Genomic DNA, 23,048 nt, shown 5'->3' on the forward strand with positions numbered 1-23,048 from the left:
AGATCCTGTCTGGCGCCAGCATGTCGCCGGTCCGCCTGCCCTGTCGGCTTCGGGTGGAGCAGCCCATGCCACCCGGTACGGGTGGACGGCGCTCGACACCTTTCGCCATGAAATCATGCATGGGATTATCATGTAATCCCGCCAACTTAAATCTCTTTCCTTTGCCGGGGCCGATTATTCTGGGTGCGCGGGGACCATCAGCACGTCCCCCGTCACCACGCGACGCACCCCTTCGGGCGTGCGCAGCAACAGGATACCGTCATCCCCCAGCCCTGCAAACGTGCCGATAAACTGCCGGTTTCCTGCCGTAACCCGTATGGCGGTGCCAATCGCGTGCCCGCGTTCCAGCCATGCGGTGCGGATGGCGCCAAAACCATTGGCGCGATAACGCGACAGCCACAAATCCAGATGGTGCAGGATCGCGCGCGCCACTTCGGGTGCGTCCGGCACATCGCCCCCGCAATCCGCCAGGCAGGCCAGCGTGCGCCCGGCGATATCGGGTTTGCCACGCAGATTGGCCCCGATGCCGATCACCTGCCATGACACCCCGGGGCCGATCCCGGTCTCGATCAGGATACCCGCCATCTTGCACCCATCAAGCAGCAGGTCGTTGGGCCATTTCAGTTCCAGCGCATGACCGGCAGGTACGTAACCCGCGATGGCGTCATGCAGCGCAAGCCCGGCAATGAACGGCCACAGCCCCACCGGCACCGATGCCCCCTGCCCCACCAGCATGATGGACAGGGCAAGGTTGCCACCGGGATCGCACCATTCACGCCCGCGGCTGCCCCGCCCCGCCGTCTGTTCCAGCGCGAGTATGGCGACGCCATCCGCCCCCTCGCCCGCCTCAAGCCGGGCCTTGCACAGGTCGGATGTCGATCCCAGCCTGTCATGCACCTCCATCCGCCATGCGGGGCCATCGCCACGGGGTATCGTGACAACGGAGGGATGAAGGGCGGGCTGGGTCATGCGTTACCTGAACAATGCGCTCGCCGCCGCCTGTGCTGCTGTCGCAACGGGACCAAGCCCCACCACGAAGAACGTGGTCACCAGCCCCATTCCCACCGATACGAAGGAGACGGAAACAGGCGAGCGGTCCAGCGCCGGAGCGGCGGCATCGAAAAACATGATCTTGACGATCCGGATATAGTAATACGCCCCGATCACGCTGCTGACGATACCAATTGCCGCCAGCCCGTAAAGATGGGCGTTGATCGCGGCATAGAACACCATGAGCTTGCCAAAGAACCCGGCCAGCGGCGGTGCCCCGGCCATGGAGAACATGAACACCGCCATGGCCAGCGCCATGCCCGGGTCGGTGCGCCCCAGACCGGACAGGTCGCTGATCCGGCTGACCGCGCGCCCCTTGCGGCGCATGGCGACAATCCCCGCGAACGCGCCGACATTCATGAACAGGTAGGTCACCAGATAGACCAGCGTGCCGCGCGTGCCCTCCGCCGTGCCGGCCGCCATGCCGATCATGGCGTAGCCCATGTGCCCGATGGAGGAATACGCCATGAGCCGCTTGATGTTCCCCTGCGGAATGGCCGCCAGTGACCCGAACACCATGGACGCGGCGGAAACGACCTCGATCAGCAGCTGCCACTGTGGCGTCATGCTGCCAAAGGGGCCGGCCATGACGCGCAGCAGCACGGCGAATGCCGCGATCTTGGGCGCCCCGGCCATATAGGCGGTGACCGAGGTGGGCGCCCCCTGGTACACATCAGGCGTCCACATGTGGAACGGCACCATGGACAGCTTGAAGCACAGCCCCACCAGCACGAACACGATGCCCACCATAAGCCCGGCGGGCAGCACCGCGCTGCCGCGCACCGCCTGCTGCAGCCCGGCATATTCCATCGTCCCGGCAAAACCGTACGCAAGCGAGATGCCATACAGCAGCAGTCCCGACGCCAGCGACCCCAGCACGAAATACTTCAGCCCCGCTTCCGCCGCCGTCACCCGGTCCCGCGCGAAGGCGCATAGGATGTAGATGGACAGCGAGGACAGTTCCAGCCCGACAAACAGCGTCATGAGGTTGCCCGATGACGCCATGATCATCGTGCCCAGCGTGGAAAACACGATCAGGACAGGGAATTCGAACTTGTCGATTTCCATTTCCCGCGCGTATCCCACGCTCAGCACCACCGAAAGCGCGGCCCCCGTCAGGCTCAGCACCTTCATGAAACGGGCGAAGCCGTCATTGATGAAAATATGGTTGTATCCGGTGCCATCGGGCGACAGCACGACAAGAATGCCCGTGACCACCAGGGCCAGCAGCGTCATCATCGCGCAGGAGAAGAAGGCCTGCCCACGCCGTTGCATCACCCCGGCAAGCAGGATGACCAGCCCCGACAGGGCCAGCACGATTTCGGGCAGTGCAAGTGTCCAGTTCATTGGTATTGGCCCTGACATGCGGGGTTAGCGGAAGAACAGCATGGTGGTCAGCAGCACCACCAGCCCGATCAGCATGGAAAAGGCATAGACCGCCATGGACCCGGTCTGGATGCGCACGGCCTGCCCCGCGCCGCCCGCGGTCAGGCGGGCCAGCCCTTCGGGTATGCCCTCGACCACGTCCTCGTCCACGCCCTTCCACAACAGGCGCGCAATCGCGCGATAGGGACGGATGATGGCCACGTCATACAGTTCGTCGAAATACCACTTGTTCAGCAGGAACAGGTAAAGCGGGCGCAGGCTGCGCGCGAGGGCCGCCGGAATGCCGGGGCTTGCGATATAGCAGACATAGGCCACCGCAATGCCCAGCACGGCGGCGAATGTCGGCACCAGCGCGATGAAGCCGGGTGTCTGTTCAAGGCGTTCGATCACGTCATGGCCGGGAATGGCGGCAATCGCCCCGTTCCAGAACGCCGCCTGATGGCTGCCGATATAGAACGGTTCCAGCACGACACCCGCAATCACCGCGCCCACGGACAGCAGGCCGACAGGCACCATCATGGAAGCCGGGCTTTCATGCGCGCCGTCATGCAGGTGCGCGTCACGCGGCTTGCCATGGAACACCAGGAAGATCAGGCGCCAGCTGTACAGCGCGGTCAGGAACGCGGTGACACACCCCATGACCCAGCCATAATGGCCCATGCCGCTGTCCGACATCCATGCGGCTTCCAGGATCGCATCCTTTGACCAGTAACCGGCAAAGGGGAAGATACCGGCCAGCGCAAGGCTGCCGATCCACATGGCGGCATAGGTGAAGGGGATCTTCCGCCACAGCCCGCCCATGCGGAACATGTCCTGTTCATCATGCACGGCATGGATCACACAGCCCGCGCCAAGGAACAGGAGCGCCTTGAAAAACGCATGCGTGGTCAGGTGGAACATGGACGCCTGATACGCCCCCACGCCAACAGCCACGAACATGTAACCAAGCTGCGAACAGGTGGAATAGGCAATCGTGCGCTTGATGTCGGGCTGCACCAGCCCCACGGTCGCGGCAAAGAAGCTTGTCGTGCCGCCAACCAGCACGATCAGATCGCGGGTGACCGGCGCCAGGTCCACCAGCGGCGACATGCGCACCATGAGGAAGATGCCCGCCGTCACCATGGTCGCCGCGTGGATCAGGGCGGAAACCGGGGTCGGCCCCTCCATCGCATCCGGCAGCCATGTATGCAGGAACAGCTGCGCCGACTTGCCCATCGCCCCGATGAACAGCAGCGTCGCGATGACCTCATACAGCGGATGCGTGCCGAACAGCGCGAACGTGTCGTTCACATGGTAGGGGATGGCGGCGAAGATTTCCTCATACGACACGCTGCCCAGCCGGATGAAGATCAGCGAGATGCCGACAAGGAAGAACAGGTCGGCGATACGGTTGACCACGAACGCCTTGATCGCGGCAGCACAGGCGGAAGGCCGGTCATACCAGTAGCCAATCAGCAGGTAACTGGCCAGCCCCACCCCTTCCCAGCCGAAGAACAGCTGCAGCAGGTTGTCCGACGTCACCAGCATCAGCATGGCGAACGTGAACAGCGACAGGTAGGAAAAGAAGCGGTACACCGGCCGCGCCTCATGCGCCATGTAGCCCACGCTGTACACATGCACCAGCAGGGAGACCACGGTGACCATGGCCACCACGCTAACCGAAAGCATGTCCATGCGTAGCTGCCAGTCGGCCCGGAAACCCGCGGCGTGGACCCAGTCAGCCACCGGCACGACAAACGTGCCCACGTCGCCCATCTCGAACCCCAGCACGCCAATGGCCGCCAGCGCCGAACAGATCATGAGGCCGATGGTGGTGAACCGCGCAGCACTGTCGCCCATCAGGTGACCGAAACAGCCCGCCACCAGGAAGCCGATAAGGGGCGCGAACACCGCCACTTCAAACAGGAAGGATGCCGTCTGCATTTTCCTTACCCCTTCATCATCGTGATATCATCGACTTCGATCGAGCCGCGATTACGGAAATAGACCGTGACGATGGCCAGCCCGATGGCGGATTCCGCCGCCGCGATGGTCAGCACGAACAGGGTCATCACCTGTCCCGACAGGTCGCCGGTGGCGGCCGAAAACGCCACGAAATTGATATTGGCCGAAAGCAGGATCAGTTCGATCGACATCAGGATGATGATGACGTTCTTGCGGTTCACGAAAATGCCGAACACGCCCAGAACCAGCAGGATCGCGCCAATGCTCAGGTATGGCGCAAGGCCGATCCCCTCAATCGCGCTATGCATTGTCCTGTCCTTTCGTGCCTGTCGCGGGGGCAATGACCACCAGCGCGGTCTGTGTTTCTTCTTCCATTTCCTGTTCGCGCCACGCCTGCGTGCCGTACGTGCCCGGCACCGCCGCCACGTCGTATGACGTGTGCGGGCGCAGGAAGCCGCCCTGCGCCGCAACGCCCGCGCCCAGCGGAACCTGAAGCATTTCCAGGCTGTCGGCGGCCGTGCGGTCGTGCTGGCGGTCGATGTTCTGGCGGCGCCCGGTGGGCCGGTCACGCAGCGTCAGCACGATTGCGCCGATCATCGCCACCAGCAGCACCAGCGCACATGACTGGAACAGGAAGATGTAATGGGTATAAAGCACGTCGCCGAGTGCCGCCGTGTTGGTGCGCGTGGGCGACGACGGGACAAGATGCCCGATCTGGTCAATGTTGGTGGCGACGCGCCAGTGGGTGAACGCCATGATCAGTTCAACCAGGAGCACGCCGCCAACCACGCCGCCAATGGGCGCGTAACGCTGCACGCCTTCGCGCATCCGCGCGAAATTGACATCCAGCATCATGACCACGAACAGGAACAGGACCGCGACCGCGCCGACATAGACGATCACCAGCGTCATCGCGAGGAACTCGGCCCCCGCGATCAGGAACAGCCCCGCCGCGTTGAAGAACGCAAGGATCAGGAACAGCACCGAATGCACGGGGTTGCGCGCGCACACCACCATGGTGGCGGACAGGACCAGAACCGCCGCAAAGACGTAAAAGACAATCTGGGTCATCATGGGTGAGCTTCCTGCCGCATGGATGTTTCCTCCTGCCGGCATGACGGGTGCGGCCTGCGCCGCGCCCGCCGTGCGGTATCAGCGGTACGGGGCATCAAGTTCAAGCCTGCGGGCGAGAACGCTTTCCCAGCGGTCGCCATTGGCCAGGAGCTTGTCCTTGTCGTACATCAGTTCTTCGCGGGTTTCGGTCGCGAACTCATAATTGGGGCCTTCGACAATCGCATCGACCGGGCAGGCTTCCTCGCACAGGCCGCAATAGATGCACTTGGTCATGTCAATGTCGTAGCGCGTGGTCCGGCGGGATCCGTCGTCACGCGGTTCGGCCTCGATGGTGATGGCTTCGGCCGGGCATGTCGCCTCGCACAGCTTGCACGCAATGCAGCGTTCTTCCCCGTTGGGGTAACGGCGCAGCGCATGTTCGCCACGGAAGCGCGGTGACAGCACGCCCTTTTCATAGGGGTAGTTGATCGTGGCCTTCGGCTTGAAAAACGCCTTCAGCGTCACGCTCATGCCCGACACCAGTTCGGACAGAAGCATGGAACGGGCGGCTTTGCTTAATGTACCCATCAGCCTGCTCCTCCGGGCAGAAGGCCCGTTACCATCAGGAATCCCGCGCTCAGCACCATCCATGCCAGCGAAAACGGCAGGAATACTTTCCAGCCCAGCCGCATGAGCTGGTCGTAGCGGTAGCGGGGAAATGTCGCGCGCACCCAGATGAAGACAAACAGGCAGAACAGGATCTTCGCGATCAGCCACAGCGGCCCCGGTATCCATGTAAAGGGCGCGATCCCCAGCGGCGGCAGCCAGCCGCCAAGGAACAGGATGCTGACCATGCCCGACATCAGGAACATGTTCGCGTATTCACCCAGGAAGAACAGGCCGAAGGCAAGGGCCGAATATTCGACAAAGAAGCCCGCCACCAGTTCACTCTCGCCTTCCGGCAGGTCGAATGGCGCGCGGTTGGTCTCGGCCAGCGCCGAGATGAAAAACACGATGAACATCGGGAACATGGGCAGGCAGAACCAGACGTGGCGCTGCGCCAGCACGATGTCATTGAGGTTGAGGCTGCCCACCGCCAGCAGGACCGACACGATCACCAGCCCGATGGAGACTTCATACGACACCATCTGTGCCGCCGAGCGCAGCCCGCCGAGAAAGGCGTATTTGGAATTGGACGCCCACCCCGCGATCAGGATGCCGTAGACCCCCAGCGATGAAATCGCGAGCAGGTACAGCACACCCACATTGATGTTCGCGATGGCCAGTCCGTTACCCGTGGGGATGACCGCCCACGCCACCATGGCCAGCGAAAAGGTCAGGAATGGCGCGAACAGGAACAGCATCCGGTTGGCGCCAGACGGGATCACCGTTTCCTTCGTCAGCATCTTGATCGCGTCGGCAAAGGCCTGCAGCACGCCAAACGGGCCGTTCACGTTCGGCCCCTTGCGCAACTGCATGGCGGCCATCACCTTGCGTTCGGCCAGTGTCAGATACGCAACCCCCAGCAGCAGCGGCACCAGGACCGCCAGCGTTTCCAGCACGATCAGCAGTAGCTGGCCCAGCATGGTGTGAAAGAAGAAATCCGCCATGGTCCTACTCCGCCGCCTGGTTTGCAGGGTGCACGTAAATCCCCGAACAGGTTTCCATGGTCGGGCTGGCGCGACACACGGCATGGGTCAGGTAATAATCGGCAATGACCGGATGGAACGGGTCACCGGACATGGCCACCGTGCCCGCCTGTGGTGGCGTGGTGTCGGACGTGGCGTGACGTGCCCACGCCGCCCCGAATACCGGGCAGGCCCGCTTCATGCGCGCACGCAGGGCCTCGATCGTGTCATAGGGCAGCTTGCGCCCCACCACTTCGGAAAAGGCGCGCAGGATACGCCAGTCTTCCCGCGCGTCGCCCGGCGGCATGATGACGCGGAAGGCTTCCTGCACCCGCCCTTCGGTATTGGTGTAGGTACCGGGCTTTTCGGCATAGAGCGTGCCGGGCAGGATCACGTCCGCCCGCGCGGCGCCCGCATCGCCATGATGGCCCTGGTAGATGACAAAGGTTTCCGGCCCGATGCGGTCGGTCGCGAATTCATCCGCGCCCAGCAGCCACAGCACGTCCACCCCGCCATCCAGCATCCCGGCCACGTCACGGCCCCTTGCCCCCGGCACAAGGCCAAGGTCCAGCCCGGCAACGCGGCTGGCCGCCGTATGCAGCACGTTGAAGCCATGCCAGTCAGGCGCAATGGCGCCCACCTGCGCCGCCAGGTCCCAGCATGCCTTTGCAATCGCCTGCCCGTCGGGACGCGTCAACGCGCCATGACCGAGAATGATCATGGGCTTTTTCGCGTTTTTCAGGACATCGGCAAAGGGCAGTTTCCCGTCCGCCAGTTCGGCCAGCGTATTCGGCCCGGCACCCAGCACCGTGGCGGCATAGGTCGGGTCGGCATTGGGCGCGCCGATCATGGCGATGGGGAAACCACCGCGCCCGGCGGCAAGGAAGCGCTTGCGGATGCGCGCATTCAGCACGGGCGCTTCCTGCCGGGGGATGGAGCCTACGATCAGCAGCGCGTCCGCGTCCTCGATACCGGCAATGCCACTGTTGAAGATGTAGAAGTCACGGCGCGACGTGTCGTATTTCGCCCCGTCCTGCCGACAGTCGATATTGCTGGACCCCAGTGTTTCCATAAGGTCCTTCAGCGCCATCATGCTTTCGGCGTCGCACATGTCGCCCGCGATGGCGCCGATGCGTTCGCCCGGCACGTTCTTCAGGCGCATCGCGATGGTGGAAAAGGCGTCCTGCCAGCTTGCAGGCTGCAGCTTGCCATCCACCCGCAACCACGGCCGGTCAAGGCGGCGACGGCGGAAACCATCGACCACGAACCGTCCCTTGTCCGACAGCCATTCCTCGTTCACTTCGTCATTGATGCGCGGCACGATGCGCAGTACCGCGGCCCCGCGTGCATGCATGACGATATTGGTGCCCACCGCGTCACAGACATCGATGGAATCCGTGCGCTTGAGTTCCCATGAACGGGCAGTGAACGCATAAGGCTGCGATGTCAGCGCGCCCACGGGACAGATGTCGATCAGGTTGCCCGACAGTTCGGATGTCAGGGCCTTTTCAACATAATTGGTGATCTCGAGGTTTTCGCCGCGTGAAATGCCGCCCAGTTCGGGCACGCCCGCGATTTCGGTCGAAAACCGGATGCAGCGCGTACACTGGATGCAGCGCGTCATGACCGTCTTGACCAGCGGGCCGAGATATTTGTCGGTTACCGCGCGTTTGTTTTCACGGTAGCGGGAATGGTCCGCGCCGTAGCCGAAGGCCTGGTCCTGCAGGTCGCACTCACCGCCCTGGTCACAGATCGGGCAGTCGAGCGGATGGTTGATCAGCAGGAATTCCATCACCGCGCGGCGGGCGCGGCGCACGACCTCGGTATCGGTGAAGATCTGCATTCCCTCCCCGATGGGAAAGCCGCATGAGGCCACCGGCTTGCGCCCACCCGCCACTTCAACCAGGCACATCCGGCAGTTGCCCGCCACCGACAGGCGTTCATGATAACAGAAACGCGGAATTTCCTTGCCCGCCGCCTCACACGCCTGAAGCGCGGAGGAACCGGCCGCGACCTCCACCGGAATACCGTCAACGGTTACTTTTACCACTGTTCCTACTCCGCAGCTTCAACCAGGCCCACGGGCACCTGCGCGGGTCGCGTGCCGCCGTGGGCGGCCTTGTAGGCATGGATGCGTTCTTCCATGACCGGGCGGAACCGACGGATCAGCCCCTGTATCGGCCATGCCGCCGCATCGCCCAGCGCGCAGATGGTATGTCCTTCCACCTGCCGGGTGACCTGTTCCAGCATGTCGATTTCCTCGATTTCGGCGCGGCCTTCGACCATGCGTTCCATGATGCGCATCATCCAGCCCGTGCCCTCGCGGCACGGGGTGCACTGGCCACAGCTTTCATGTTTGAAGAATTTCGAGAACCGGGCGATCGCAGCGATGATGTCGGTGGATTTGTCCATCACGATCATGCAGCCGGTCCCAAGGCCGGAGCCCTCGGCGCGCAGGCTGTCGTAATCCATCAGCACGGTGTCGCACACGTCGCGCGGCAGCATGGGCACCGAACAGCCGCCGGGAATGACCGCCAGCAGGTTGTCCCACCCGCCGCGCACGCCGCCGCCATGCTTTTCAATCAGTTCCTTCATCGGCACGCCCAGCTCTTCTTCAAACACGCATGGCGTGTTGACGTGGCCCGATATGGCCATGAGCTTGGTGCCCGCGTTATTGGGCCGCCCCAACCCTGAAAACCAGGCCGCGCCACGCCGCAGGATGGTGGCGGAAACGGCAATGCTTTCCACGTTGTTGACCGTGGTGGGGCAACCATACAGGCCCATCGCCGCCGGGAATGGCGGCTTCATGCGCGGCTGGCCCTTCTTGCCCTCCAGGCTTTCCAGCAGGGCGGTTTCTTCACCGCATATGTACGCACCCGCACCCCGGTGGATGTAGAAATCAAAGTCCCAGCCCGAACCGCAGGCATTCCTGCCGATCAGGCCCGCCGCATACGCCTCGTCAATGGCGTGCTGCAGATGCATGGCCTCGTTATAGAACTCGCCACGGATGTAGATGTAGGCCGCGTGCGCCCCCATGGCGAAGGAGGCGATCAGCGCGCTTTCCACCAGCTTGTGCGGGTCATGGCGCAGGATCTCGCGGTCCTTGCAGGTGCCAGGTTCCGACTCATCGCCATTGATGACGAGGTAATGCGGCCGCCCGTCATTCTTTTTGGGCATGAACGACCATTTGACACCGGTGGGAAAACCCGCCCCACCGCGCCCACGCAGGCCGGATGCCTTCATCTCGCTGATGATGGCGTCCCGCCCGCGCGCCAGTATGTCCGCCGTGCCGTCCCAGTCGCCACGGGCGCGGGCGCCCGCCAGCGTCCAGTCATTCTGGCCATACAGGTTGGTGAAGATACGGTCCTTGTCCTGCAACATGCTCTTTACCCCTGCCCCTGCCCCTGCGGCTTGCGCGCCACGTCATCCACCAGCACCTTGCGTCCACCGGCGGGGGCGGAGTTCAGGCGGTCGATGGTGGGACCGGGCGCGGGACGTTCACCGCGCCTGAGTGCGGCGATCAGTTCCTCGGTACGCGGGCCGTCCAGATCTTCGTAATAATCATCATCAACCTGCAGGATCGGGGCATTGGCGCATGCGCCCAGACATTCGACCTCGGTCAGGGTGAACAGGCCGTCGGCGCTGGTTTCACCAAACGCCCTGATGCCCGTCGCCGCCTTGCACGCCGCCGTCACGTCATCCGACCCGCGCAGCCAGCACGACGTGGTGGTGCAGACCTGCAGGTGGTACCGGCCGATCGGCCTGGTGTTGAACATGAGGTAGAAGGTCGCGACCTCGTAAACCCGGATCGGGGCCATTTCCAGCCGTTCGGCCACCACATCCATGGCCACGCGGGGGATCCACGCGCTGCCGGTCTGGCGGCCCATCTGCTTCTGCACCACATACAGCAGCGGCAGCACGCCGCTTGCCTTCCGTTCGGGCGGGTATTTGGCAAGGATGACCGCGATCTGCTGCTCGCTGTCGTGGTCGAATTCAAAATGGGTGGGTTCCACGCCATCAGGCGCGTTGGACTGGACGGACATGTCGGTCACCTGTCAATCTCGCCAAATACCAGGTCGAGCGACCCGATAATGGCCACGGCATCCGCCAGCATGTGCCGGCGCGACATCTCGTCGATTGCCTGGAGATGGGAAAAACCCGTGGGCCGGATCTTGCAGCGATACGGCCGGTTGCTGCCATCGGCCACCAGATACACGCCGAATTCCCCCTTGGGCGTTTCGGTCACGGTGTAGGTGGCGCCCGGCGGCACGTGATAGCCTTCGGTAAACAGCTTGAAGTGATGGATCAGCGCTTCCATCGAACGCTTCATCTCGCGCCGCGGCGGGGGCGTGATCTTGTGGTCGCGCACCTTGATCGGGCCGGGGCGGATCTGCTCCAGGCACTGGTTGATGATGCGCACGCTTTCACGCATTTCCGCCACGCGGATCAGGTAGCGGTCATAACAGTCGCCCTGACGGCCCACGGGCACGTTGAATTCAACCTTGTCGTAATTGTCATAGGGCTGGCTGCGGCGCAGGTCCCATGGCACGCCCGATGCCCGCAGGCACGGGCCACTGAACCCCCAGGCCAGCGCCTGTTCGGTGGTGAACACACCGATGCCCACCGTGCGCTGTTTCCAGATGCGGTTACTGGTCAGCAGCGATTCAAGGTCGTCAATCCATTTGGGGAAGGTCCGCGCCCAGTCGGCAATACGTTCCTCCAGCCCGGCGGGCAGGTCACGCGCCACGCCGCCGGGGCGGACGTAATTGGCATGGAACCGTGCGCCGGATGCGGCTTCATAGAACTCGATCAGCTTTTCGCGTTCCTCATACCCCCACAGCGCGGGCGTCAGCGCGCCGCAGTCCAGCCCGAAGGATGTCAGGTTGAGGATATGGTTCAGGATGCGCGTGATCTCGGCAAACATGACCCGGATCCACTTGGCGCGTTCCGGGGCCTCGATATTCAGCAGCTTTTCCACCGCCAGCGCGAAGGCCTGCTCCTCACACATGGGCGAGACGTAATCGAGGCGGTCGAAATACGGCAGCGCCTTGGGATACGTCTTGTATTCGATCAGCTTTTCCGTGCCGCGATGCAGCAGGCCGACATGGGGAATGGCACGGGCGACGACCTCGCCCTCCATCTCCAGGATCAGCCGCAGCACACCGTGCGCGGAAGGATGCTGGGGGCCGAAGTTCAGCGCGTGGGAATCAATTTCCACCACATGCCGCTTCACCTCGCCGTCACTGTCTTCCGGCAGCATGCTGTCGGGAATATCCGTATCACTACGAAGGGTTACGTCGCTCATCTGTCGCCTATCCCTGTCGTTTCATGTCCTGGCGGTCGGCATGCGCCTTTTCATCGCCCGGTAGGGTCAGGATGCCTTCCCATGGGGATTCGAAATCGAAATTGCGGAAATCCTGCACCAGGTCGACCGGGCCATAGACCACCTGCCGCCGTTCCTCGTCGTAATGCAGTTCGACATAGCCGGTCAGCGGGAAGTCCTTGCGCAGCGGATGCCCTTCAAACCCGTAATCGGTCAGGATGCGCCGCAGGTCGGGCTGATCGGTAAACAGCACGCCAAACAGGTCGTAGCATTCGCGTTCCCACCACGTGGCCGCGGGCCAGAGCTGGTGGACCGATGGCACGGGCGATGTTTCGTCCGTCGTCACGATCACGCGGATGCGGTGGTTATGGGTAACCGACAGCAGGTTATAGACCACGTCGAACCGCTCGGCCCGTTCAGGAAAGTCCACGCCACAGATATCCATCACCTGCTGGCAGGCGTAGCGCGGGTCATCGCGCAGCATGGTCATGAGATCGAGCAGGCGATGGCGCGTGGTGCGCACCACCAGTTCGCCCTTCTCGATCCCGGCTGAAATGATGCCCGGCACCGCGGTGGACAGGCGGAAGGCAATGGCGCCCAGCGGGCCGGACACGGCGCGCGGCACGGATACGGGGGGGATGCTTGCGGGATCAGCCACGGCGGATTGTCCCTGTCCTGCGGATTTTCTTCTGCAGTTGCAGAATGCCGTAGATCAGCGCCTCCGCCGTGGGGGGGCAGCCGGGCACGTACACATCCACCGGCACGATGCGGTCACAGCCGCGCACCACCGAATAGGAATAATGGTAATACCCGCCGCCATTGGCGCATGATCCCATGGAGATGACCCAGCGTGGCTCGGCCATCTGGTCATAGACGCGGCGCAGCGCCGGGGCCATCTTGTTGGTCAGCGTGCCCGCCACGATCATCACGTCCGACTGGCGTGGCGACCCGCGCGGGATGATGCCCATGCGGTCCAAGTCATAGCGCGGCATGTAGGCATGGATCATTTCCACCGCGCAGCATGCCAGCCCGAAGGACATGGGCCACAGGCTGCCGGTCCGGCCCCAGTTCACCAGCTTATCCAGACTTGCGACCACAAAGCCCTTTTCGGTGATTTCACCGGTTATGCCCTTGATCACCGCGTCCTGCTGTGGACCCGGCGGCAGCATTTCCCGGTTCCATGCAATACTGTCCGCAGGCCGGTCCGGCCCGGATGTATCGTTGCCGCCCATTGGCGCGCCTCCCCTTGTCATGCTCAATCCCAGTCCAGCGCGCCCTTGCTCCATTCATAAATGAAGCCGACCACCAGAACGCCCAGGAAGCCCATCATGGACGCGAAACCGAACCACCCAATCCGTGACAGGCTGACCGCCCACGGAAACAGGAATGCGACCTCCAGATCGAAAATGATGAACAGGATCGCCACCAGATAGAACCGCACGTCAAAACGATGGCGTGCATTATCAAATGCCTCGAAACCACATTCGTATGCGGACGTTTTCTCGGCATAGGGTTTCTGGTGGCCAAACAGCAATGAACTGCCAAGCATCGCGCCTGCGATCACTACCGCAATGCACCCGAATATGAGTACGGGCAAATAATCAGCGATAACGGAATGCATCTTCCGTGTTCCCAACCTGTTAATCCGCCATCGGGTGTCTTGATCGACTTATGTATGGCTTCGGGGATGCTAGACCCAACATGCTGGTGGGAACAGTTACTTAACCGTGTTCTTTGGTGAACATTACTGTGAGGATGTATACCGGACCATTTTCGTCAATATTATGTGACCATTACTTAGATGGCACGAATTATTGTTTTCATTTTTCCGTGTGAAACCCGGGGCACTAAAAAAACGCCAGTGCGGCTGCATCTGGCGTGGCGTAGAAGCATATGGATTGTGCCGTAATGGCGCGAGTGACGGGGCTCGAACCCGCGACCTCCGGCGTGACAGGCCGGCGCTCTAACCAACTGAGCTACACCCGCGTGGTGCATGTCCCTGCCTGTATGCAGGCATGGGAAATATGGTGGGCGATGACGGGATCGAACCGCCGACCCTCTCGGTGTAAACGAGATGCTCTACCGCTAAGCTAATCGCCCGCGACCCTACTAGGCGATTGTAAAAAAAGGGGCAACCCAAAAAATGGATTGCCCCTTCTTTTTTTCCTGAAAAATCAGTCAGCCTTACTTGCTGACTGCTTCCTTCAGGTTCTTGCCCGGCTTGAAACGCACGGACGTGGAAGCTGGAATGTCCAGCGGTTCACCCGTGCGGGGGTTACGCCCCTTGGCCGCCTTGCGGGTGGCGGTCACGAACGTACCAAAACCAACCAGACGGACTTCCTGCTTGCTAGCAAGCGCCTTTTCGATCGCACCGAAAACCGCATCAACCACTTCGCCAGCCTTTGCCTTGGCCAGATCGGCTTCCTCGGCTACCGCAGCGACGAGTTCCTGCTTGTTAAGTGGCTTCTCCATTTTACGCCTTTCTTTGTACTGTGCGCCTACGCAATCATTCAAAAGTCGCGCCGCATTTCTGCACGCACTATGCCGCTGTTTTTTCTCACGTCAACCGACAGAATTCGGGGAATGACAGAGAAAATCCGTCATTCCCCTCCATCATGACAATTTTGCGACCACCCACCCCTGCTTAATGCGTCAGGGCAGGCGCTGCCGTGCCTTCCTTGGTGCCTGATGCCACCGGTTCCGTCCACTCGATCGGCTCTGGCTTGTGCACCAGCGCCTGCCCGATCACCTCATCCACATGCGAGACCGGCAGTATGGTCATGGCACTGGTCACGACTTCGGGAATATCCACCAGGTCCTTCTCGTTATCCTTGGGAATGAAGATGGTGGTCAGCCCCGCACGATGGGCCGCCAGCAGCTTTTCCTTAAGCCCGCCAATGGGCAGGACACGGCCACGCAGCGTGATTTCACCCGTCATGCCCACATCGCGGCGCACCGGGATGCCCGTCATCACGCTGACGATGGATGTCGCCATGGCGATACCGGCGGACGGACCATCCTTCGGCGTGGCCCCTTCGGGCACATGCACGTGCAGGTCACGCTTTTCAAACAGGTCCGGGCTAATGCCAAACGTCACGGCGCGGCTGCGGACATAGGACAGGGCCGCGGCGACACTTTCCTTCATCACGTCGCCCAGCTTGCCGGTCAGCTTGATGTTGCCCTTGCCGGGCACCATCACACTTTCGATGGTCAGGATTTCCCCGCCCACCTCGGTCCATGCCAGCCCGGTCACGACTCCGACCATGTCTTCCGACTCGGTCTCGCCATGACGGAAGCGCTTCACGCCTGCGTATTTTTCAAGGTTGTCGGCCGTAATCGCCACGGTCTTGGCCTTGCCTGTCACGATTTCGGTCACGGCCTTGCGCGCCAGGGTCGCGATCTCGCGCTCCAGGTTACGCACGCCCGCTTCACGCGTGTAGCTGCGGATCAGTTCGCGCAGCGCATCATCCGACACCGACCATTCGCCGGGCTTCAGGTTGTTCGCCCCGGTCTGCTTGGACAGCAGGTGGCGCTTGGCGATCTCGACCTTCTCGTCTTCCGTGTAGCCGGACAGGCGGATGATCTCCATGCGGTCCAGCAGCGGCTGGGGCATATTCAGGCTGTTGGCCGTGGTGATGAACATCACGTCCGACAGGTCGTAGTCGACTTCCAGATAATGATCGCCAAAGGTCGAATTCTGCTCCGGATCCAGCACCTCCAGCAGGGCGGAAGACGGGTCACCGCGCCAGTCCGCGCCCAGCTTGTCGATTTCATCCAGCAGGAACAGCGGATTCGAGGTCTTGGCCTTCTTCATCCCCTGAATGATCTTGCCCGGCATGGAACCGATATAGGTCCGGCGATGGCCACGGATCTCGGCCTCGTCGCGCATGCCACCCAGCGACATGCGGACATACTGCCGCCCCGTCGCCTTGGCGATGGACTTGGCCAGCGAGGTCTTGCCCACGCCCGGCGGTCCCACCAGGCACAGGATCGGACCCTTCAGCTTCTGCGCGCGACTCTGCACCGCCAGATATTCGATGATGCGTTCCTTGACCTTCTCCAGACCGTAATGGTCGGTATCCAGCACCTTCTGGGCTTCGGACAGGTCGTGGCGCACCTTGGACCGCTTCTTCCACGGAATACCAAGGATCCAGTCGAGGTAGTTGCGCACCACCGTCGATTCGGCGGACATCGGGCTCATGGTCCGCAGCTTCTTCAGCTCGGCTACCGCCTTTTCGCGCGCTTCCTTGCTCAGCTTGGTCTTGGCGATCTTTTCCTCAAGTTCGGCGGTTTCGTCCTTGCCGTCCTCGCCTTCGCCCAGTTCCTTCTGAATCGCCTTAAGCTGTTCGTTCAGGTAGTACTCGCGCTGCGTCTTTTCCATCTGCCGCTTCACGCGGTTGCGGATGCGCTTTTCCACCTGCAGCACGCCGATTTCGGCTTCCATGTGCGCGAAAACCCGCTCCAGACGCGCATTCACGTCCTGAATTTCAAGGATTTCCTGCTTTTCAGGAATCTTCAGGTTCAGGTGGCTGGCAATGGTGTCCGCCAGCTTGGACAGGTCATCAATCTGGTTGAGCGAGACCAGCACCTCCGGCGCGATCTTCTTGTTCAGCTTGATGTACTGCTCGAACTGGCCAATCAGCGTGCGGCCGATGGCCTCGGCTTCCTTGCCATCGGTTTCCTGCTCGGGCACGTCCTCGATCTCGGCCTCGAAATGACCATCGACTTCATGCAGGGCGGTGATGTGGGCACGACGCCCCCCTTCAACCAGCACCTTCACCGTGCCATCGGGCAGCTTGAGCAGCTGCAGGATGGTGGACACGGTGCCGTAGCGATAGATATCGTCGGGCGTGGGGTCATCCTGCGCCGCGTTCTTCTGTGCGACCAGCAGGATCTGCTTGTCGCTGCGCGTCACGGCTTCCAGCGCGCGCACGGATTTTTCACGACCCACGAACAGCGGCACGATCATGTGCGGGAAAACGACAATGTCCCGCAGCGGCAGCACCGCAATCGTATCATGTGCGCTGGCCGTTTCTTCCGTCTCACGCTGGGCGGGGGGCGGATTGGCTACCATATTGTTGTCCGTCGTTTCCGTCCCGTCGGGGACGGGATTCAGCCTGTCAGTTTCAGACATGTTGTTTTTTTGACCTCCTGATGGACGATCCCGGACGGGCACCCGAACATTGTGGCCTGCCCATCCGTCGCGCCGCATATGCGACAACTTCACTTCATGTTGTCACGACGCGCCACCACCACAAGTCCGGCGATGGCATTTCGGCGTAAACCGGCCCTGCCGTCAGGCAGACTGTTCGGCCGGCTGGTTCTTCCCATACACGTAGACAGGCTGCGCCTTGCCTTCGGCCACTTCCTTGTTGACCACGACTTCCTCGACATTTTTCAGGCCGGGCAGTTCAAACATGGTCGACAGCAGGATGCTTTCCAGAATGGCGCGCAGGCCACGTGCGCCGGTCCGCCGCGCAATGGCGCGCTGGGCCACCTGACGCAGCGCGTCCTCGGTAAAGGTCAGCTGCACGTCTTCCATCTGGAACAGGCGGGCATACTGCTTGACCAGCGCGTTCTTGGGCTTGGTCAGGATCTCGATCAGGGCGGCCTCATCAAGGTCCTCAAGCGTCGCGACCACGGGCAGACGACCGATGAATTCCGGTATCAGACCGAATTTCAGCAGGTCCTCGGGCTCCACGTCACGCAGCACCGCACCCATGCGCCGTTCATCAGGCGACTGCACATCCGCGCCGAAGCCGATGCCCGAACCCTTGCCGCGCGCGCTGATGATCTTGTCCAGCCCCGCAAACGCACCACCGCAGATGAACAGCATGTTGGTGGTATCGACCTGCAGGAATTCCTGCTGCGGATGCTTGCGCCCGCCCTGCGGCGGCACGGAGGCGACAGTGCCTTCCATGATCTTCAGCAGCGCCTGCTGCACGCCTTCGCCACTCACGTCGCGGGTGATGGAGGGATTGTCCGACTTGCGCGAGATCTTGTCGATCTCATCGATGTAGACAATGCCGCGCTGCGCCTTCTCCACGTTGTAGTCGGCGGCCTGCAGCAGCTTGAGGATGATGTTCTCCACATCCTCGCCCACGTAACCGGCTTCGGTCAGGGTCGTGGCGTCGGCCATGGTGAAGGGCACGTCCAGGATGCGGGCCAGCGTCTGCGCCAGCAGCGTCTTGCCCGAACCCGTCGGTCCGATGAGCATGATGTTGGACTTCGCGATCTCGACATCATTGTTCTTCTGGGCGTGGGCCAGGCGCTTGTAGTGGTTATGCACCGCGACCGACAGCACCTTTTTCGCGTGTCCCTGCCCGATGACATAGTCATCCAGAATCTTGCAGATTTCCCGCGGCGTCGGCACGCCGTCGCGTGATTTGACCAGATGCGTCTTGTGTTCCTCACGGATGATATCCATGCACAATTCGACGCATTCATCGCAAATGAACACGGTGGGACCGGCGATCAGTTTGCGGACCTCATGCTGCGACTTGCCGCAGAACGAGCAGTAAAGCGTATTTTTGGAATCGCCGGATTTGTTATTCATAACCGCTCCTATTCCCACGCGGGGGAACTTCTCCATACCTTGCGGCCGGGCCACGGGGGCACGGCACGCCGCAGGTGATTTTCACCCACAGGGGCAGGAAGCGCACCTGCGCGTGCGCTTCCTTTTGCAGATTACTCCGCAGGTTTTGATGCAACGTTACGACGGACCACTTCATCGACAATACCGAATGCCTGCGCTTCTTCCGCCGACATGTAGCTGTCGCGTTCCAGCTTCTGCTCGATTTCCTCAAGCGTGCGACCGGTATGCTCCTTGTAGATCTCGTTCAGGCGCTTGCGGATGGTCAGGATTTCCTGTGCCTGGATCTCGATATCGCTGGCCTGTCCCTGCGCGCCGCCCGAAGGCTGGTGCACCATGACGCGGGAATTCGGCAGGGCGAATCGCCGTCCCTTTTCCCCACCGGCCAGCAGCAGCGACCCCATGGACGCCGCCTGCCCGATGCACACCGTGCTGACGGGGCAGCGGATGTACTGCATGGTGTCGTAAATCGCCAGTCCCGCCGACACCACGCCACCAGGGCTGTTGATGTAGAACGAGATTTCCTTGCTCGGGTTCACGCTTTCCAGATAAAGCAGCTGCGCCGACACAAGGGCGGAAACCTGATCATAGACCGGTCCGGTCAGAAAGATGATCCGTTCCTGCAGAAGGCGGGAATAGATGTCGAATGCCCGTTCCCCGCGGGAGGTCTGCTCCACCACCATGGGCACCAGAGCGTTATTGAAGATCTCTACGGGATCCCGATCCCTCATAGCCATATTCCCGTCCTGAAAAGCAAGGATCCGCCCTGCGCGCGATCACCGGCAAGAGATGCGCGGACAACGCAGGCGCAGCCGGACCCTTCCCGGTTACTTATGACAAAATAGAGACAAACACGCCAGATACCACCCCACCCCTGTCATTTTGCCATGAACAGGGGTGACAAACTGTGCGCGTTCACCTGTCCGCAAACACATACGGCGCACGGAAGTCGCCTTCCGCGCGCCGTATGCGCCACCTATGCCGCGAAAGCGGATCAGACGTCAGCTTCCGGCATTTCAGCCAGTTCTTCCGGCGTCACTTCCTTGTCCTCGACCTTCGCAAGTTCGACGATGTAGTCGATGACCTTGTTTTCGAAGATCGGGCCACGCAGGCTGTCAACGGCCTGCGGGTTCTTGGAGAAGTACTCGAACACGGCCTGTTCCTGACCGGGATAGCGTGCCGCTTCGGCACGCACCGCATGCACGATTTCTTCCTGCGTCACGGTGATGTTGTTCACACGACCGATTTCCGCCAGCAGCAGGCCCAGCTTCACGCGGCGCTCGGCAATCTTGCGATAGTCGGCGCGCAGCGTGTCCTCGTCCTTGTCCTTGTCTTCCTCATCCAGGCGACCGGCCTTGCGGTCTTCCTCGATGCGGTTCCAGATCTGGGCGAATTCGGCGTCAACCATGCCCGGAGGCGCTTCGAAATCGGTCTTTTCCGCCAGCTTGTCCAGCAGTTCGCGCTTCAGGCGCAGGCGGGACAGCTGTTCGTATTCCTGACCAACCTGCTTGGAGATCAGTTCACGCACCTGCTCCAACCCGTCGAAGCCCAGCTTCTTGGCCAGTTCGTCATCAATCTTGGCCTCGACCGGACGGCGGAGTTCCTTGAGCTTGATGTCGAAGCTGGCTTCCTTGCCCGCCAGGTGCTCCGCGCCGTAATCGGCGGGGAAGGTCACGGTGATCACCTTTTCGTCACCGACCTTCATGCCCTCGATCTGCTCGGCGAAGCCGGGGATGAAGCCTGCGCCACCCAGCTCGACGCTCACGTCGTCGGCGGAGCCGCCTTCGAACGCCGTGCCATCGATCTTGCCCACGAAGTCAACAACGGCCACGTCGCCATTGGCGGCGGGGCGGTCTTCCTCGACCTTCTCGAACTCACGCTGGCGGCTGGCGATTTCCGTCAGGGCCTTGTCCACGGTCTCGGCGTTCACTTCGGACTTGAGACGCACGAGCGACAGGTCCGACAGGTCGGGGATGGTGATCTCGGGCAGGACCTCGAACTCGACCGTGAACTTCAGGTCTTCCTTGCTGCCCGGCTCGCTGCCGGAAACCAGGTCAACCTTGGGCTGCATGGCCGGGCGCAGGCCGCGCTCATCCAGCAGGGTGCGGGTTGCGTCGCTTACAACCTGCTCCAGGACCTCGCCCTGAACAGATTCACCAAAACGCTGCTGCAGGATGCTCATCGGCACCTTTCCGGGGCGGAAGCCCGGCAGCTTCATGGACTGTCCAACTTCTTTCAGGCGCGCGGTGCGCTTGCTCTCGATTTCCGCGGCAGGCACCGTAACGGTAAACCCGCGCTTCAGGCCATCGGAAAGCGTTTCAGTAACCTGCATCTGCCAGGCCATCCTCTCGGTCAGAACGTGTCAAAGAACGCAATAGGCCGGTCAGGCCACCACGTCTGCTCGCATAACGCGACTTGCCGGGATCTTGGTACGGGCGGAGGGACTTGAACCCCCACGACTTGCGTCACCAGAACCTAAATCTGGCGTGTCTGCCAATTCCACCACGCCCGCACTGTGCCCAAGCTGTAAGCGCGGGGCTTTAGCGCACCATTGGCCACGGGGCAATATCCCACGCGGCCCGAATGGCGTTTTCAGCCGAAAACTTTTTTTACCTCTGCTTCCGCCCGCGCCCTCGCCGCCCCCAGATGACGGTCAAAATCCTCGGCTACCGGCCACTCGCCGGCATGCAGCGCCGCATCGCCATGCATCCACACCCCTGCACAGGCCGCATCCCAGCGCGGCATGCCCGCCGCCAGCATGGCCGCGATGATTCCCGTCAGCGTATCGCCCGACCCCGCCGTGCCCAGCATGGGGGTGGCGTGGCTGTTGATCGCGACACGCCCGTCGGGACTGGCGATGATGGTGTCCGGCCCCTTCATGACGGTCACGGCCCCCGTCCGCGCCGCCGCCTGCCGCGCGGCCGCCACGCGATCCGGCCCCGGCCTGCCGAACACGCGCGAGAACTCGCCGATATGCGGGGTGATGATGGCCGCCCCCTTCAGTCGGTCAGGCTGCCCCGCCGCCATGGTGAACGCCCCGGCATCGGCGATCACGTCCCGGCCCGCATGCACCAGCGCCGGAAAGGTCGCCGCCACCTCATCCACCGACAGGCCCGGCCCGCAGACCCAGACATGACGCCGCGTATCGCGCAGCAGGTCGTCCAGCGCGCCGGAATCCACGATCAGCCCCGGCGGCGCGGTCATGCGGTACACCTCCGCGCCATCACCCGCTGCCAGGCGCACCAGGCCCGCGCCCGCCGCCCGCGCGCCCGCCGCCGACAGGCGCGCCGCACCCGGCATTTCACGCCCGCCACATATGCTGACGACGCCACGGCTGTATTTGTAGCTGGTCGGCCCGCATGCGGGCGTGCGCCACAGGCCCGGCGCGTTATGCCATGTCCGAATCGGCACCGACGCCACCGCGTCTTCCCCGATGCCGATATCCGCCAGCACGGTCCGGCCACACAGCGTATGGCCGGGCAGCAGCAGGTGCCCGGGCTTGAGCCGGCAGAACGTGACCGTCATCTCCACCTGTGGCGCATATCCCCGGACCGCACCGGTCGCCCCGTCCACGCCCGTTGGCATGTCGATGGCGACCAGGCGGGGGGCCGCCTTCAGCACATCCGCCACGTCCGGGGCGATGTCGCGACTCAGCCCCGCGCCGAACACCGCATCGACCACCAGATCGAACCGGGCGGCGTTTTCGGGCGTGAACGCCACGACCGGTCCCTGCCACAACGCTGCGGCCGCGGCGGCATCGCCACCGGGATGCGGTGGCGCCATTTCCGCGACCGATACCGGCCAGCCTTCCTCCGCCAGCCTGCGCGCGGTCACGTACCCGTCACCGCCGTTATTGCCGGGACCGCACAGCACCAGCACGCGGCACGGACGCATGTGCCGCCGGATGGCGCGGGCGACGGCCCGGCCCGCGTTTTCCATCAGCACGGCCACCGGCACGTGGCGGGCGGCCGCGGCGTCGATCCGCCCCATTTCATCAGGCGTGGGCAGCAGCAGGTGGCGCGCGGCCGTCCGTGCTGTTTCATCCATGGTCATGATGTCCTTCCCCCTTCTG

At 62.5% G+C, this 23,048-nt stretch carries 20 protein-coding genes and 3 tRNA genes; all 23 read right to left on the reverse strand.

The annotated features are described in order from the left end of the window. Nucleotides 1-174: 174 nt before the first annotated feature. The gene (locus tag S101446_RS06555) at nt 175-969 is read right to left on the reverse strand and encodes a biotin--[acetyl-CoA-carboxylase] ligase (RefSeq protein WP_087607958.1); all 795 of its coding nucleotides are present in this window, start codon (nt 967-969) and stop codon (nt 175-177) included. Between the two features lie 3 nt (nt 970-972). After that, nucleotides 973-2,397 (reverse strand): NADH-quinone oxidoreductase subunit NuoN, encoded by a 1,425-nt coding sequence (nuoN, locus tag S101446_RS06560; protein WP_010506350.1) that lies wholly within the window; start codon nt 2,395-2,397, stop codon nt 973-975. 24 nt (nt 2,398-2,421) lie between these two features. Continuing rightward, nucleotides 2,422-4,359 carry an NADH-quinone oxidoreductase subunit L gene (nuoL, locus tag S101446_RS06565; protein WP_087607959.1) on the reverse strand — a complete coding sequence of 646 codons (1,938 nt, stop codon included), beginning with the start codon at nt 4,357-4,359 and terminating at the stop codon, nt 2,422-2,424. 5 nt (nt 4,360-4,364) lie between these two features. Next, nucleotides 4,365-4,688, reverse strand: coding sequence for an NADH-quinone oxidoreductase subunit NuoK (gene nuoK, locus S101446_RS06570; protein WP_010506353.1), 324 nt, complete (start codon nt 4,686-4,688; stop codon nt 4,365-4,367). Beyond that, nucleotides 4,681-5,454, reverse strand: a complete 774-nt coding sequence (locus S101446_RS06575) for an NADH-quinone oxidoreductase subunit J (protein ID WP_010506355.1) — start codon at nt 5,452-5,454, stop codon at nt 4,681-4,683. The genes nuoK and S101446_RS06575 overlap by 8 nt, the downstream gene beginning before the upstream one ends. Nucleotides 5,455-5,532: 78 nt before the next feature. Beyond that, a complete protein-coding gene (gene nuoI / locus S101446_RS06580) occupies nt 5,533-6,021 on the reverse strand; it encodes an NADH-quinone oxidoreductase subunit NuoI (RefSeq protein ID WP_010506357.1) in 489 nt (162 codons plus the stop codon). Then, on the reverse strand, nt 6,021-7,043 hold the full coding sequence (gene nuoH / locus S101446_RS06585) for an NADH-quinone oxidoreductase subunit NuoH (RefSeq protein WP_019090928.1): 1,023 nt from the start codon (nt 7,041-7,043) through the stop codon (nt 6,021-6,023). Before nuoH ends, nuoI begins: the two co-directional genes overlap by 1 nt. 4 nt (nt 7,044-7,047) lie before the next feature. Beyond that, on the reverse strand, nt 7,048-9,111 hold the full coding sequence (nuoG, locus tag S101446_RS06590) for an NADH-quinone oxidoreductase subunit NuoG (RefSeq protein ID WP_087607960.1): 2,064 nt from the start codon (nt 9,109-9,111) through the stop codon (nt 7,048-7,050). Nucleotides 9,112-9,116: 5 nt separating this feature from the next. Then, complete coding sequence (nuoF, locus tag S101446_RS06595; protein ID WP_019090926.1) at nt 9,117-10,442, reverse strand: NADH-quinone oxidoreductase subunit NuoF; 1,326 nt, start codon at nt 10,440-10,442, stop codon at nt 9,117-9,119. 5 nt (nt 10,443-10,447) lie between these two features. After that, complete coding sequence (locus tag S101446_RS06600; protein ID WP_087607961.1) at nt 10,448-11,104, reverse strand: complex I 24 kDa subunit family protein; 657 nt, start codon at nt 11,102-11,104, stop codon at nt 10,448-10,450. Between the two features lie 5 nt (nt 11,105-11,109). Further along, a complete protein-coding gene (locus tag S101446_RS06605) occupies nt 11,110-12,366 on the reverse strand; it encodes an NADH-quinone oxidoreductase subunit D (RefSeq protein WP_019085577.1) in 1,257 nt (418 codons plus the stop codon). Nucleotides 12,367-12,373: 7 nt separating this feature from the next. Continuing rightward, entirely contained in the window at nt 12,374-13,042 is a 669-nt protein-coding gene (locus S101446_RS06610) for an NADH-quinone oxidoreductase subunit C (RefSeq protein ID WP_010506369.1), read from the reverse strand. Further along, nucleotides 13,035-13,616, reverse strand: a complete 582-nt coding sequence (locus S101446_RS06615) for a NuoB/complex I 20 kDa subunit family protein (protein WP_010506371.1) — start codon at nt 13,614-13,616, stop codon at nt 13,035-13,037. Before S101446_RS06615 ends, S101446_RS06610 begins: the two co-directional genes overlap by 8 nt. A gap of 23 nt (nt 13,617-13,639) precedes the next feature. Next, the gene (locus S101446_RS06620) at nt 13,640-14,005 is read right to left on the reverse strand and encodes an NADH-quinone oxidoreductase subunit A (RefSeq protein WP_010506373.1); all 366 of its coding nucleotides are present in this window, start codon (nt 14,003-14,005) and stop codon (nt 13,640-13,642) included. A 288-nt stretch (nt 14,006-14,293) separates the two neighbouring features. Next, nucleotides 14,294-14,370, reverse strand: a tRNA-Asp gene (locus S101446_RS06625). 39 nt (nt 14,371-14,409) lie between these two features. After that, a tRNA-Val gene (locus S101446_RS06630) sits at nt 14,410-14,484 on the reverse strand. A gap of 84 nt (nt 14,485-14,568) precedes the next feature. Beyond that, nucleotides 14,569-14,856, reverse strand: coding sequence for an HU family DNA-binding protein (locus tag S101446_RS06635; RefSeq protein WP_007399823.1), 288 nt, complete (start codon nt 14,854-14,856; stop codon nt 14,569-14,571). A 172-nt stretch (nt 14,857-15,028) separates the two neighbouring features. Next, entirely contained in the window at nt 15,029-17,458 is a 2,430-nt protein-coding gene (gene lon, locus S101446_RS06640) for an endopeptidase La (protein WP_373852488.1), read from the reverse strand. Nucleotides 17,459-17,680: 222 nt separating this feature from the next. Beyond that, a complete protein-coding gene (clpX, locus tag S101446_RS06645) occupies nt 17,681-18,940 on the reverse strand; it encodes an ATP-dependent Clp protease ATP-binding subunit ClpX (protein WP_010506375.1) in 1,260 nt (419 codons plus the stop codon). A gap of 131 nt (nt 18,941-19,071) precedes the next feature. Beyond that, complete coding sequence (locus tag S101446_RS06650; protein WP_010506376.1) at nt 19,072-19,707, reverse strand: ATP-dependent Clp protease proteolytic subunit; 636 nt, start codon at nt 19,705-19,707, stop codon at nt 19,072-19,074. 263 nt (nt 19,708-19,970) lie between these two features. Beyond that, nucleotides 19,971-21,308: a trigger factor gene (tig, locus tag S101446_RS06655; RefSeq protein WP_010506378.1), complete on the reverse strand. Its 1,338-nt coding sequence runs from the start codon at nt 21,306-21,308 to the stop codon at nt 19,971-19,973. Nucleotides 21,309-21,403: 95 nt separating this feature from the next. Further along, nucleotides 21,404-21,488, reverse strand: a tRNA-Leu gene (locus tag S101446_RS06660). 80 nt (nt 21,489-21,568) lie between these two features. Then, a complete protein-coding gene (locus tag S101446_RS06665) occupies nt 21,569-23,029 on the reverse strand; it encodes a bifunctional ADP-dependent NAD(P)H-hydrate dehydratase/NAD(P)H-hydrate epimerase (RefSeq protein WP_019090923.1) in 1,461 nt (486 codons plus the stop codon). Nucleotides 23,030-23,048 lie beyond the last annotated feature (19 nt).

Source organism: Komagataeibacter europaeus, assembly GCF_002173515.1.
Lineage (GTDB): Bacteria > Pseudomonadota > Alphaproteobacteria > Acetobacterales > Acetobacteraceae > Komagataeibacter > Komagataeibacter europaeus.